Below are 14,363 nucleotides of genomic sequence, written 5' to 3'. Positions count from 1 at the left end.
TTGCGCCCGGTCGGGTGTATTAAGTCTGGTACTATCGCAGAATAAAGAGCAGGCAGTATAGGCGATCTCAATCGCCCACAGGACATGAAACTTGGGCGAAAATTTTTGGCACCGCTAACAGCCGGGCCCCACTACTGGTTTTCCGCCATGCTGATATGGCGAGAGATCTCGTCTGTTTTGAATCCAAGTGCCTTTGGCCTCTTCGCACCCGGGACGGCCACCACATCATAAAGCTCGTGCACGACTCCCTCGATCCGAAGCCAGTGCTCGATGTTACCCGCTTCGGTGTCGATGACCAGCAAGCCACAGAAGGGTGCCGTTTTTCGCCGTTCTAAGCTTCGATCGAGCTCAAGACCATCGAACGTTCGTTCCTTCCGGCACTCACTCAGCCCCACAATGGCGTACTTGCCCACAAAGGCAAGACCTCGTGAGAATCCAGGGCAGAAGCACACCTCCTCGAAGGCTCCGGTTTTTAGATCCACAAACCCCAGAAATCCGGAGCCTGAGTTCAACACCCAGATCCGATTTCCATGCCACCGCGGCGAGTGGGGCATGGAAAGACCTTCGCCTACCACGGTGTTATCTTGGATGTCTACTACGACGCCGCCGTGCTCGCGGTGGCCCCTCCAACTTTCAACGGCATCCGACTGACTACAGGCGGTAACAAATCCAGGTTGGCCGTCTCGCATGGCTAAGCCGTTCAGATGACACCGATCCTCGGGCACCAATGCGGAGATCCAAGATGGCTGCCACACGGGATGAAAGCTAAACCGATGACTGGTCGTGGCGAGACAACTGTGAAGCGAGTTTACAAACAAGGCTTCATCGCCCCGGCCGACAAGATCGTGTACATCCAAGTCGCCAGTCACGTAACCGACACGGGGAACAAAACAGCGGTCGTAACCGTCAGCGGTTTCGCCTTCGCCAAGTGAGTTCTCCAGCCTCCAAATCTGGTAGGTAGAACTCAACCAAATCGTCTGACCATCGGTCCACAGCCCCATGCAACGCGGAAAGGCTCGCTCGAAAGCGGAAAGCTCGCCGCTAGCATTGGTGCCAATAAAAAACAACCTCCCGGCTTGGTAGGTCGTGAACGCGATCGACGTTCGGTTCTCGTTCAGCCAACTGACAAGGTGCCGAGAAGAGGAGACGCGAAAAGATTCCATATTACGCAGCACCAGCTCGACGTCTTGCGAATCGTGTCGCCCCCGCCAGGCATGCCGTGCCCACCACAATTAGTGCAATGGAAGTGGGCTCGGGAACTCTGACAGTGCCGAAGGAGAGCTGAAAGTCGGACAGTACCGCAGCCGAGCCCGAATCTGGTCCTGGGCTGGCGGCAATCGCCAAGTGCACGTCCCAACGATTAGCGCCCTGCACTGGGGTGTCCTGGTAAAGATCGTCGAGAGGTCCCGCGTAGTCACCCACCGTAATCGCGGCGAGCTCAGCACTGCCGTCGAACACGCGTGATGTCACCTGCACAACGCCCGACCCCGCCGTACCAAAGGTAGCGCCCTGGGCATCGAGCGACACCGTGGAAAGCTCGACTAAGGGATCCGAATGGCTTGCCGAGAACTCAATAGCGAGATCAATCGACTCGGAATCGGTGAGCACGCGGTGATTCGTCGGAACCGTGTACGTGAGCCACGCCGTCGTCCCATCCGAGTGCGCCGCGATCCTGAGGTTGCTAATGCCCGGCAACGAAGAACCGCTGGCGCTGAAGTTGTCGAAGGTGAACAATCCGTCTGGGGACTGCAGCGTGTTTCCTAGAGTAAGTTGAGCAAGCGAGGCATCCTGATAGACACTGCTGGCGACGGGTAGTTCCAGGCCCAGCGAGTTCGCACCGATCGTACTTAATAGCGCGAGAACTAAACTCACTTTTGGATGATGCATAGGTGCTCTTCAAGTGGTAGGAGTCCGGCAGGGTTAGGAGACAGCTAAACGCACAGAGGCAATTTCACACTCGCGATGAATCGAGGCCTGTATCGTACCCGACCGCTCGTGTGGAAAGCAAATCTGCACTTGCTTAATCAAGCGTAGAGCAATGGGCCGATCTGAGTGGAGCCGTAGCGTACCCACCATGGGACGCCCCGCCAATCTGCCGGCTGGGCTGATACCCCGACACAGCATCTCCGATTTTTCGGAATGCGTGGAAACACACTACATCAGGCGAGTCAGGCCGAATGGCGATTCCGATCGGCCCTTGCTGAAATATTAGGGTAGTTGCTTCCGCAAAACCGCTTCACAGCAGCAGTTATCAGGTTACCTGCCACGTCGCTCGCAATGGGCCACGCGCGCTGGGCGACCTTGTTATCCCGGCTTCTCGACCAATTCTACTGGACAGTGTGGCTTTGAGTCGGTTACATCAAGTCGCTTTCCCAATCGGCAAAAACCTCGTCGAGGTGCCGATGTTCACAGGGTTTGCCAACAGGACCTTCCTGAGCCTTGTGCGGCGACCGCGTAACAGCATCCATAGCCACGCCCAGCGAGCGAGCCAGCCGAGTCCTATCGAGTAAAGACACCATTCCGTCGTGCTGCTCGTCAGCGACGACAGTCGTGCTACGATGAGAGCCAATTGCGGGCGGATTGCCACGACGGTCCTCCTGTGGTGCGCCAGCCAACCAGAATGGGCTACTTGATTCGGCTGTTGCACTCGGCGACCCGGACACGGCACCAACCACTGCCAGCGGTTCGTCAGATGCGGTGGTCCTCAAGCTGGCGAATGGCTCGCTCTCCTGAACGGAACTCTCAGCAGTCTTCGGTGCAAGCAATGGCGCTGAGGCCCCCAAGTTGTCGCGCCAAATAGTGTAATCCGCCAGATTCACCGTGCCATCGGCATTCCCATCGGCGTTCAAGCGGAAGCTCGAATGAAAGCTAGCCTTCCACGCTTGGTAGTCCGCGGCGTCCACCACTCCATTCCAGTCGTAGTCTCCCGCGATCGGATGGACAACCTCCTTGGCCAAATTGGCTATGTCCGACAAAGTAATCGCGTTATCGCCAGTCAAATCGAAGTAGATCACCTCGCTGCCGAGTTCCACCGCATCGACCAGCATCTGTAGGTCGACAAGGTCGATGGTTTCGTCGCCATTGAAATCGCCGGTCGCCGAGGCCGCGAAATCGACCGAGCCCGGAGTGGCAGCCGCGGCCCTCCAACTCTGCCCGTCGTCGCCAAAGGCAGCGGGCGTCATTCGGTGCAACGATGCGCCGGGTTGTCCACTGTCCGGCCAGGGTGCTTGGTCGTCGTACAGAATCTCATCGATCCGTACCCGCGGCACAGTTCCAGGTTGCTCTGGAGATGGTTGGTCAGGTTCCTGCAATTCGATCCGTCCCCCGGAGGCAAGCAAAGTTCCACTAAAGGGCCCTATTAGTTGTACGGCAACGGAGATGCCGTAGTGGGCGCGGAATGCATTCGCTTTGCTGGGTTGTGTCGATGGATTGAACGGGACAAGCACCAACGAGCCGCCAGCCGTCACGAGGGTGGACGAAGCGAAATCAAAACCGATAGCCCCCGCCAGCCTGTAGTTGTGCAGGTCCATTGTCGAAGCTGTGGCGTTGTGCAATTCGACAAACCGCAGATCGGCCACCGTCATTGTAGAGTCGATAGCCAAGGCGGCACTGGTTGGCACGGCGGGGGTCGATTCCACTTCAGTGATGACGATGGGCGTACCAGCCGGGAGTCCGTTGAGCCCCCCAAATGAAGGGCGCGCAAGGGGAGCTAATCGGCCAACCTCGGTATCAACCCTGCCGAACGATTGGCCTTCGGCCGCGGCCCCAAAATGCACCACGTCCACAATCGACGATACGCCTCCGTTGCCGTTGGGCACCACTAGGTAGACATCGTCACCCTGCAGGGCACTTAAGGCGAAGGGTATCTGGCCGGGGGCCGGCGAGCTTGGATTGAAGTCCTCTTCATCGAACACAACATAAGCACCCGGCTGCAATAAGATACCTTGAGGGATGGGGAACTTCAGAGGAGTACCACCCGAATCGCTGAGATACCAACCGCTGATATCAATCGCGTGCGTTGTGGTGTTGAATAGTTCGATGGCATCGACTTCGGGCGACGCGGAGTGCACCCGCACTTCGTTGACAACAACACCGATTGGTCCCGACCCAGCCATGCCCGGTGTTCCACCCCACTCGGTGCTGACTCGCCATCGGTACCACTTACCTAGCTCGGCCACCGGCGTATTGTAAGGATCGACTAGCTCCATAGTCCCGCCATCGCCGTCCGCAGCCTCTCCCCAGGGGTCTTCGTCCAGGTACGCCACGGCACTCAGGATATTGCCGAGGCTATCCCGCAGTTCGATGGTCTCGCCCGAATTGCTTAAACCTCCGCTCCACTCGCCAAAGATAATAGTGTCAGTGCCGTAGCGAGCTTCGTACGACGCAACGTCCTCCACAACAACTGCCCGCTGACCTGGAGCGAGCGTTGCGCTGCCGAACGTGTAACTCAAGCCATTGGCCAGCGACATGCCAGAGAGATTGATGGATTGAGTCGGATGGGTGTTCATTAACTCGATGAACTCGAAGTCGTCTTCTACCACCCCAGGCACCTGCGCGCTTTCCGCCAAAGTAGGAGCGTGCGGGTGGTAGTTAAACTCACTGATCACGATCCCTTGAGCACCTACCGCCACGGTAAGTTCCGCTTCGACCAATGGACTCCAAACGGAGCCCACGAGAGTTCTCGCTTTTACCGTAACACTTTGCGTCACATCGATAGTGCCGGCGTAACTCATTGCGGCACCGGAGTTGATTGCTCCTCCCACCTGCCTCGGGTCTTCGCCATTGAGCGTGTACCAGATCGTCCCACCGGAGGGAGACGTCATGGACAAATCGAATCCCGCCGACACACTCCCCGAATACTGATTGAGGGTTGGCGCTAGGATGTTCGGAAACAGGCCATCTGCCCTGAAACGACTGATAGCCAGACTATGGCTCTGCGGGAAATAGGCGAGCACTTCGTCGATCGACTCTCGCCATTCGTTAACCGTCATGAGCGGTATAGTAGTCACCGGCGGAACGTCCACCACTTCGCCTTCTCGCGCATCGCCCCAACGAGCTGATTCGGCAATGATCGCCCCCTCGATTTGATCCGCGCGGGCAAGCCATCGATCGGCGTTCGCTTCGGTGGTTAAGGCCCCACCATTGAACAGGTGCCTCTCGACACGGTCGGCGAAACGCAGGCGGAACTCCGAACTGTTGCGAAGGTCGACGAAGAGTTCGGCGGGAGTGTGGTCGTCGCTTGCCTCGGTCCTGTCTCTAAACCGCCCGTCGAAGGCAATTTCCTGATCCCAAGTAAACCACTGGAATCCCTTCTCTGGATCCACACGATTGCGAGCCGCCACCCAGTTGTGGGAAGGCCAGTCTTCGACTCCGGCATAAAGGTGCAGAATCATGTAGTCGATGAAGTTATCGACATCGAGGTACTTCGTGCCCGCAGGATCTACTGACCCATCTGGATTCAATCCTTGTAGCGAGTGGTACAGAGTGTTGGCAGTTGTTGCGGAACCCGCGGCAATCTGATCGGCAATATTGAACATCTGGTCGTAGACGTTGCGGCCGCCACGATACAGCTCATTGAAGTCGCGAATGATGTCCCAGTCTTCCTCGTTTCCTCCCAAATGAGACGCGAGGAATGCGTCGTCCGTTCTCTCAGCGGGATTGTAGAGGCCCCAGTACAATCCATTGATATAGAGATGCACGTAGGTGCTCGCAGGCGACAAGCTCCCCATCGCGAGTTGCGTGTCCCGCATGAACACGTCTCGAGTATAGGTCGAGTCGAGTGGCGAGTATCGCCCCGTAGCCGTTCGGGTGGCGAAACTATCGGTGAACGAGGCGCGGAGCACCACCGTGTTGATGTCGGCGAAGTCCGTATTGTCGAAGAGCGGGAACTCGAGCCGGCCCGGGCCCTCGTACTCCGAGCTAAAAATAAGGCGAAACGAATGCTTCTTTGTCCGCACGTTATCGCGGCTAGCATTGCCGTGCATCTGCACGCCCACGTTGTGCTGAAATCTTTCGCCCGTCGCGGGATCGAAGTACTCTACGGAGCCGGGGCGACGCCAAGTGGGGCCCTCACTCGTTGCATTCGGGTAGATTCCCTGAGCACCCCACAAATCCTCATGGTCCAGCACGATCGACATGGTGGGGAGCGAGGCGAGCGACTCGCGGATGCCAAGGTCCGTATTCGCCGGATTATCGTCGTCCCACAGAGCAACAACCCGAGGATCCATACTGTAATCTCCCGAGGCGTTCGCTTGCCAGAACAGTGGATAGTTCGCGGCGTCGAGACCAGCGAGAGGATTCTGAATGAGTACGTCCTCCAGGAACAGATAACTGTAGGTCTGCGATGTGGAGCTTGCGTAGTTTTGCTGATACGCCTTGATGCGCAGGATTGTAGTGGACGAGATCGGAATGGCACTGCTATAGATTGCCGAGGCACTATTCGTAGGCCCTGGTATGCTTCCATCAAGCGTGTAGTAGATTGTCGCCCCGGCAGTGCTAGGACTTAGCTGCACCTGAATGGGCCCGTCGTAAAGACCGCCCGGCACGCTCGCGGATGTCGGTCCCACAAATCCCAAGACACCTTCGCCATTAACAGCTCCTGGCGTGGGACTAAGAAAATAGCGGAAGGACTCGGTCGAAAGTTCTAGCGTACGGAGCGTGGGAACCATGAGGAAATTAGCGTCACCCGCGGCACTGTTGAGTCCGTGAATGGCCAGAACATTATTTGCACCTTGATTTAACAAAGAGATGTAGGGCGACAGGTCCAGGCTCTCATTGGCCACTGCTTCGGCGAGACTTCTTTCGACCGTCGCAGACGCGTTGAAACTGGGGGCCACACTTGCGATTGTCGGTGCATTGCGGCGCGCAACTTCCTGGCCGTTCAAGTAGGCAACGAAACCAGCATCGTAGCGAATATCCATCTGCAATCGATCTACGGCTGCGAGGTCAGCAACCGTAAATTCTTGCCGAAGATAGACCGAACTGTTCGTTCCCTTCATGGCGGATTCTAAATCAAGATTCACCAGTTCGGAGAAGCTATTCCGAGATAGTTCGAGGGCACACAATGCCACACTCCGATCCATCCCATTCTGAACGCCACGAATTAGCAAAGTCCCATTCGCAGAGCTGGTCAAGGTTGCTTTAGCCGTGTAGCTGCTATTGGTCGTGGGCGCGATGGAACCATCAAACACATATGGCGTTGCGATCGGTATCGACTGGCCACTGCTCTCCTCTGTCCAACTCGAAGATCGGCTGCCCACGGCCGTCGGATCGAACATCCGAAGCAAGACATCGTACTCCACACCGGGTACCAGTCCTTCGATCAAGAGATCCAAACCGGAGCCCTGCGGACCAGTCGAGAGAATGTGATCGTCGTACACCTGCCCCAAAGTGAACTGACCGCTATCCAGTGGTCCCGGCCGGTCCCTGTCGTCGAGCGAGGAGCCGTTGAACGGACTGAAGGTGAACTTCACCCCACCAAAGTCCGCGCCATTGTCTTCCAGCGTCATCGGTGTGTAGCCAGATTCGGTGTTCGCGGCGCCCGATTCGCCTTCTGTGCGATCGTTGAAGTCCAGGCGTATTGCTTCGCTACCCCCTGCCCCATCAAGGGTATTGCCCGTCTCAAGTTTCAATGCATTGAGGTAAACACCGAAGCTCAAAGATTCTAGATCCCTGCGGCCTGAAAGGACTATGTTCCCTTGACTACTGGCCTGCACCACCACGCCGAACTTGTACTGGCTGTTGTTCGTAGGGTCGTTGTTACCGTCGAATGTATAGTTGGATTTCGCAACGACACCGTTGACCGTCCAGTCCGAGACGCGATTACTGCTGCTGCCCGTATCGAAGGACCACAATGTTAGCGTGTACTGTTCGCCAGGCGTCAGTCCGGCAATCGACACATCCAAACCACCGGTGCCCGTTTGATCGCCAGAGAACACGAAATCGGTGAGCAGTAAACTGTCGGTGAAATCGCCCGAGTTCGCGGGATTACCATTCCGGTGGCGATCCTGATAGCCTGCTCCACCAACATCGCTGAGGGTGACATCCAACGCTCCATAGCTTCGGGTGATGGACGATGTTTGGATTTCGTTTCCACTTCCTACTACGAACGAGCTGAATCCCGCTGCAGTTTGCCCGCTCGCCGCTCGATCGTTGAAGTCCAATTGCAATAAGACGATCGAAGGTTCCGGGTCGACGGCCTGCGAGTATCCCACGCCTGTTGTGCCTGAGATCCATCCACCTGTTGGTGAGAATGCCTCGGAAGTCCAACTTGTGCCAAGCGAGCCGTTTGCCGGCACGAAGACCTTCACCGGCGAACCAATTACAACCAAGTCGACCGAACTGGTTACGTCGCTTCCCAATCCGAAGGACACATCTTCCGTCTGCGGTGGAAACTCGGGCGCGAACTCACTCGCCACAGTAAGCCCATCTGGCCGGACCAGTGCAAGGTACTCACCGTCGGCGGAGAGCGAGAAACTAGTATGTAGTTGTTGGCCGCTGACAGCTCGGTCCTTGCCTGATGCAAAAACCACGTAGTGGTCGCCCGGAGCGAGAACCAAAGAAGGGAACGACCAGCGCGTTAGATTGTCGGCTGAATCCGTCAGGTGCCAGCCAGCCAAGTCGATCGCTTGGTCGCCGCGATTGGCGATCTCGATCCAATCCGAGAAGTCACCATCTTCATCCTGCAGATTCCCCTCGTTGGAGGCCAGGAACTCGGTGATGACGGGTGCCGCACTAAGCAAGCAGCGGCTTTCAAGTTGCTCGATACGCAGTCTGGAATGCTTCACCAAAACCATTAGCCCTTCTGAAGCGCAGCAAGTTTGCCGAGTGGGCCAGACCGTCTTCCTGGCGGCCTCCGAATCCCGCCTCGGTGCACCCGTCTCCTCTGGAATTGTGATTATCGAGTAGCCAGTCGCTACGCCCCGGCGCACCGGACCACCTATATACTGCACCCATCACGAAAAAGTGGCGCAAATTCTTTCCGGAAGAGTCACCGACATGGTAGGAGAACTCCGTGAATTGGAGCCCCCCGTGTAGGAATCGGGGGCTAATTCGGGTAGCTTGAAGTAAGCCGAAGTCGACCATAGATCGACTCTAACCCATAAAAACTCGAAGATTGCCGAGTTCTCAAGAGGGTGGCTGAGGGGTCTCGAACCCCCGACCTTCGGAATCACAACCCGAGTTTTTGGCATGGCCACAAGCTGGCACATCGACAGAACACTTGGTTGGAAGCTCGGAGGAAAATGACATTAGACGGTAAACGCTAGTGGCGACCGTGGGGTGGTCCGCTGCTGTTTCGTCGGAGCGAGCGATTGAAGTCCTGCCCGATGAACCGGAAACGGAATTGGAGGCTGGTCAGTGGGACTTCATATCCGACAAGACGACTGCAGGGAATTCGCCAAATGAGCTACCAATGGCGACGACGCCGATCTGCTCATCAACACGCCTCTGTCTGCCCGCTGGCACCACTAGGTTCTAGCACCGGTCGGCCTTCGCGTTCACCATGCCGCTCTAGAAATTCCTCCAAAGCGTTACTGCAACGTTGGTGAAGCAAAATCGAGCGTAGCAAGTTCGAAGCCGACCCGGAAAAACAGTCGCGACCTAACGAGCCGCCACAACGAATCCCCGACTAGCAATTTCCAACAACTCAACTAGCGACGCACGGCTTCGGTGTGAGGCACCTCTTGGTTCCGCTAACCATAATCACGAAGCAGATAACTGCCACCAGGGACATCGGCTCCGGTACCTGTGCGGACCCGACCCCCGACTGAGAGTTGGCCGACGGCATGCCGAAGTACCTCTTCCAGGCAAGGTAGTCGGTTGGTCCGACTAATTGATCGTTGTCGAAGTCGGCACGAAGGTCCACAGTCGATCCAAGGTTGTCGCGCCATACAACATAGTCGGCCAAGTTCACGAAACCATCGCCATTAAAGTCTGGCGAAGCAAGCGGACGACGATCGACTAGGAGCTCCACTGCGGAGGCCCCCGGCACCACCAGTTCTTGAGTGCCGCTGGCGAGGGGCATGCTCGATAACTCTTGCCAGTAAGCACCCACCTTGGCAACAACCCGGTATCGGTTTCCTTGTTGCACCTCGAACTGCCATGTATTTGTCGTCCCTTCAGGAGCGCCGACGATGGGCATGGAACGCCAATCTGCCGCGAACAATGGATTCACTGCGGGTCCCTGGTTCTCAACGTCGTAGAACTCCGTCAATTGTTGCCCGTAAACGTCGCGAACCGACTTGCTGAAGAAGATACTGTGTCCGGCCGCTCCTTCGGCACGCGTCCGCTCGATCATGGCTTCGAGGTCAGCGTAGGGGGTTTCGGAACCAGCCGATGCCGTTCCGCCCCGTAGACCGACGACCAGCTCATTCAACTCGCCACCAGGGAACTGAGACACTTGGCCTCCTATGGTCGAGTTGAAGCTAGATATGTTATCTCGGTAGACCTGAATGACGTACTCGTCAAACAACTCCTCATCCTGCCAGTCGGGCCAGTCGGCGTTGTATTGGGCTTCCGAGAAGTTGGTTATCGAAGGGCTGATCGATAAGTGAAGGTTGGGACGATGAGTTCTCACCGCGGCCGTCAACTCCTCCGCGAACTGCGTCACCTTACCCTGTCTCCATGAACGGAAGTGGGTGTCGTTCACGTTGCTGGGAAGGGACCGACCGGTTTCGCTAGCGTAAAGTGCTGCCGTTGTTGCGTCCCAGCCAAACTCCTTCGGCCAAGCCAGTCGATCGTCGAATTGTATACCGTCAAAGTCGTATCGGTTTACGGCTTCCAATGTCAGGTCAATTACAAACTGCCGGACCTCCGGCACTGCGGGGTTCATCCAGGCAAAGCCGTTGGAAGCGTTTCCGTACTGTCCCGACTGATCTTGAAGTAACCAGCCCTCGCTCTTCATTCTGGCGGCAAGCGGATTGTTAGGGTTTCCCCCAGTCCCCACAAACTGCGCGGAGAGACCGTACTCGAACCAACCAATGTAATTGAGACCCTGTCGATGCGAATGGATGAGGGTCTCCTCCACTAGATCTCTCGTCGAGCCTAGGAACGTCGACCGGTCTGGCCCTCCGGTGAATGACGCGAGCACCGTAGACGGATAATTGGTGTAGCCGTTCTTCCACGTTTCGACGTACACCGTATTGAGCCCGATCTCCCGCAAGTCGCTCAAAACTTCTGCGGTATTGTTCCCGGTCCGAATGTGATCGACACCGGTGGTCGTGAGCCATGTGCCGCGGACTTCAGCGGGGGCCGCCCCGCAGACACCGCTTGCAACGCCGACCCCGAACGCTAGGCCGCAACTGATGACGCGAAACCAGGTCAATACCATCAACCGCCGCTTTGTGAACATTGCTTGTGTCAAAGTCTCTTGGCAATTGGACCTAATCCTGCGGGACAAAGGTCCAATCGATGGGTGTGTGGCGGCTGACGATTTCTTGAATCTCGTTGATGTCCTCTAGACCTTCACCCGTTGTCATATCGTTCTGCGACAAGTAGGCGGCGGCAGCCCCAGCCGCGGTGCCCGTCGACCATTCGATGGGATGGAGCCGGGTGGCGGAGTTGGCCATGAAGGTCTGGGCCATCGTCTTACCGGCCACGAGCAGATTGCCATAGTCCGAGTTCGTCAGGGCACGGAACGGAATGTAGAAAGGCAACGTCGTGCGTTCCAAGTGCACGTAGTCGGGATACATACAAACGGCCAGCGGGTGGATGTCCGCCGCGTAGGCTCCCAGGGCTATGCGATCGTCGAACTTCTTCCCGGTCTGGTCGTCCGCACCTCCGCTGAGGTCTTCGAGTTGCAAAGTAAACCCGTCGATACCGATCGACCTCCGCGTGTCGCGAATGTAAGGGAGCTTCGCCAGCCCGTGTCCGGTGCCTAGCGCGGTCTTCGAGAGGTGAATCTGTTCGGGAACAAACGGCGAAGGGGCTTGGCTCTTGAACCATGTGTGCCAGGCTAAGGCGCGCTGTTCCGCCGCTGCCAGTACGGTCATATCGATGCCACCCGTCCAGTCGCCTTTCTCGGCGGCCGTTTCACTTCGGTTCTTAAATAAGTAACCGTCGGGATAGTCGTTGCCACCACTGCCGTGGCTGGAAGAGTAGCCCCAATTCTGCAGGGAGAGATCGCCGACCGCGGGCTCGTCGCCATTGCCGCGAATGCGTCGGTAGGTCCATATGCGGCCCCAAGCGTCTGGACGGTCCTCGTAATTGCCGTAACCGAGTCGATCGACTTGGTCGTGCTGGACGACTTCCGCCGCGGGCTCGGCCAGGATCTCCTGCACCAGACAGAACGTAATGGCTTGGCCGCAGTTCTCGAAGTTTGGTTGATTCAGATCGTCTTGTTCCACGCCGATGCGATAGGCGGCATCCGATAAGGCAAGTAGCTCGCCCCACTCCGTCGCGTCGATAAATACCTTGCCCTTCAACCGCAGCAGCTTCTTGTTGAAACGATCCGAGGGCCGCCGATCGTACCAGTCGACAATGTCTCGCGACGGCAAGCGATCGTAGCCAGCCTGCTCGGCCCGGTCGGTCGGAAAACGCTGGATGGCCAACAGTGATTCGATCTTGCCGTCTTGCGTATTTGCTTCTGCCTCTTTGATAACCGTATTGAGGTACACGTCGAGGCGCGGGCTGCAGCTCTCGACCAAGGGCTCGAGGTGCTGCTCGAGAAAGTTCTTGGGCTCAAAGCAGTAGCGGCTCACCCAGCCCCCGCCTGGGTTACCGGTGGCCGCGAGCATATCGCGAAAGAGCGGCGTCATGTTGCGCGGATCGCGAGCTTGTTTCGAAACGTCGACCAGGATTTCCCCCGTCTGAGGGTGGCGGACCTGGTGCCAAGCTTCGTCCACCGCCGGCACTGCAGAAGAAGTAAGCTGGCCCCCGATCCAATCGGTCGGCTCCACGAGCGCCGTGCGTGCGCCGCTCTGGGCAGATGCCACAGCCGCGGCGAGCGCAGCCGTTGATCCACCGGCAATAACGACGTCATATTCCCGAAGCTCTTCGCCGTGTGCGTGGGTTGCAGCCCGCACGCTAGGACATGAAAACCCGATCGCCACAGCCAGCGCTGTGAGGATGACGAAGGTTGCGGGTCGTTGGCGAAAGTTCATAAGAATCATAGCGAAGCCACCAAATGGTGGCCCTTTCACAGTGGTGCCTGGACATGAGTGTGCCGGAAGAATCCGCTACCGCGCGGGGCGATCGCTCTTCAGTTCGATTGCGAACGATTCCAATCCCTCGCTGGGGACTTCGGCCGTCAGGCCGCTGGAGGTGAGCACCGTGTACTTCACGGGAATCATCAGGTTGCCCAGAGAATCCCCGCCTTTGAGCCCGCTAGCGGGATCTTGCGATGAATAACACGCGACCCGAATCAAATGCGTGCCGACGATCGCACCATCTCCTTGGCGAAAGGTTGATAGTTGAAATGAGCCGTCGGATTGAATTTCGCCTACAGCCGGTTGTCCGCCGGTCGCTTGCTGGAACATGACGGTGCCGAACTTGAGCGGCTTTCCATCGAGGGTTACCTTTCCCGAGACTGGTGCTACCTTCGGTCCCGAATTGCACCCACTCAGCAAGCTTGCTGCGCAGACCCAAACCAGCAAAACCAGTGGAGCAGTACTCATCCTGCGCGAGAAGGATTGGCGGTTGCGGATCACGTCATTAATCCTGGCGGTTCGCGTTGAAGCGTGGGGAACGGTTGTGGATGGAATTAGTGCGTTCACAAGATGGCCATGGGTAGTGTGCTCAACTACCCAACCACTGCGGAAAGCCGGGTCATTCATCCAACGTGTTGCTCGGATCATTCGGATCGGCGGGCTCGCCAGCCGCGTCTCCTGGAGAGGGCGTGGGGTTCGTCGCGCCCCCCTCCGTTTCTTCATTCATCACTCCGGCAGCTGGGGCGTCGCCTTCCGCCTCGATGCCATCGACTTCCTCGTCGGCGGCTTCCACAATAACCGGTGTTGTCATGCGTATCTCGAACTCATTTGCACCTTCCACCACTTCAACCTCGATCCCACTGGTGGTGGCGCTGGCGTACATCTGAGGCACGAGCAGTTCTCCCAGATTGTCGCCTGCCTGCTCGCTCTTGTCGGATGCGGGATCTTGTGAAGAGTAAGCAGTCACTTTCACTCGATGCTTACCCAACGCCGCCCCGTCCATCGGAGCGTAGGTAGAAAGGGTGAATGTTCCGTCACTGCCGATATCACCCACGGCCGGTTGCCCAGATGTCGGCTGAAGCGTTATGGTGCCAAACCGGAGCGGCTCGTCATCCAGCAACACACGACCCGACGCCTTGGCCACGGGTGCCTTGGGCCTGCCGGCGTCACAGCCGGCTAGACAAGTGAATATTATCGTCAACAGCAACGCCGATGTTG

The 14,363-nt window shown here is 57.4% G+C and carries 7 protein-coding genes; all 7 read right to left on the bottom strand.

All coding sequences use genetic code 11. The features are described 5' to 3' along the window. Positions 1 to 131 precede the first annotated feature (131 nt). The gene (locus SH292x_RS05435; RefSeq protein WP_442484570.1) at positions 132 to 1,163 is read right to left on the bottom strand and encodes a TIGR03032 family protein; all 1,032 of its coding nucleotides are present in this window, start codon (positions 1,161 to 1,163) and stop codon (positions 132 to 134) included. 1 nt (position 1,164) lies between these two features. Continuing rightward, the gene (locus SH292x_RS05430) at positions 1,165 to 1,887 is read right to left on the bottom strand and encodes a PEP-CTERM sorting domain-containing protein (protein ID WP_442484569.1); all 723 of its coding nucleotides are present in this window, start codon (positions 1,885 to 1,887) and stop codon (positions 1,165 to 1,167) included. A gap of 467 nt (positions 1,888 to 2,354) precedes the next feature. Beyond that, positions 2,355 to 8,786, bottom strand: coding sequence for a lamin tail domain-containing protein (locus SH292x_RS05425; protein ID WP_442484568.1), 6,432 nt, complete (start codon positions 8,784 to 8,786; stop codon positions 2,355 to 2,357). An 860-nt stretch (positions 8,787 to 9,646) separates the two neighbouring features. After that, positions 9,647 to 11,329, bottom strand: coding sequence for a glycoside hydrolase family 10 protein (locus SH292x_RS05420; RefSeq protein WP_442484567.1), 1,683 nt, complete (start codon positions 11,327 to 11,329; stop codon positions 9,647 to 9,649). Positions 11,330 to 11,381: 52 nt separating this feature from the next. Continuing rightward, the gene (locus SH292x_RS05415) at positions 11,382 to 13,100 is read right to left on the bottom strand and encodes an FAD-dependent oxidoreductase (RefSeq protein ID WP_442484566.1); all 1,719 of its coding nucleotides are present in this window, start codon (positions 13,098 to 13,100) and stop codon (positions 11,382 to 11,384) included. A gap of 75 nt (positions 13,101 to 13,175) precedes the next feature. Then, positions 13,176 to 13,613, bottom strand: a complete 438-nt coding sequence (locus SH292x_RS05410) for a hypothetical protein (protein WP_442484565.1) — start codon at positions 13,611 to 13,613, stop codon at positions 13,176 to 13,178. Positions 13,614 to 13,764: 151 nt separating this feature from the next. Continuing rightward, on the bottom strand, positions 13,765 to 14,289 hold the full coding sequence (locus SH292x_RS05405) for a hypothetical protein (protein ID WP_442484564.1): 525 nt from the start codon (positions 14,287 to 14,289) through the stop codon (positions 13,765 to 13,767). Positions 14,290 to 14,363: the final 74 nt, after the last annotated feature.

Source organism: Aeoliella fuhlenseeensis (assembly GCF_052161615.1).
Taxonomy (GTDB): Bacteria; Planctomycetota; Planctomycetia; order Pirellulales; family Lacipirellulaceae; genus Aeoliella.
This window is presented reverse-complemented; position numbering and strand designations above follow the sequence as displayed.

Excerpts from the sequence above, each read along its gene's own strand:
- SH292x_RS05430 (WP_442484569.1), bottom strand. The coding sequence starts at position 1,887 with ATGCATCATCCAAAAGTGAGTTTAGTTCTCGCGCTATTAAGTACGATC.
- SH292x_RS05420 (WP_442484567.1), bottom strand. The coding sequence starts at position 11,329 with ATGGTATTGACCTGGTTTCGCGTCATCAGTTGCGGCCTAGCGTTCGGG.
- SH292x_RS05410 (WP_442484565.1), bottom strand. The coding sequence starts at position 13,613 with ATGAGTACTGCTCCACTGGTTTTGCTGGTTTGGGTCTGCGCAGCAAGC.
- SH292x_RS05415 (WP_442484566.1), bottom strand. The coding sequence starts at position 13,100 with ATGAACTTTCGCCAACGACCCGCAACCTTCGTCATCCTCACAGCGCTG.
- SH292x_RS05435 (WP_442484570.1), bottom strand. The coding sequence starts at position 1,163 with ATGGAATCTTTTCGCGTCTCCTCTTCTCGGCACCTTGTCAGTTGGCTG.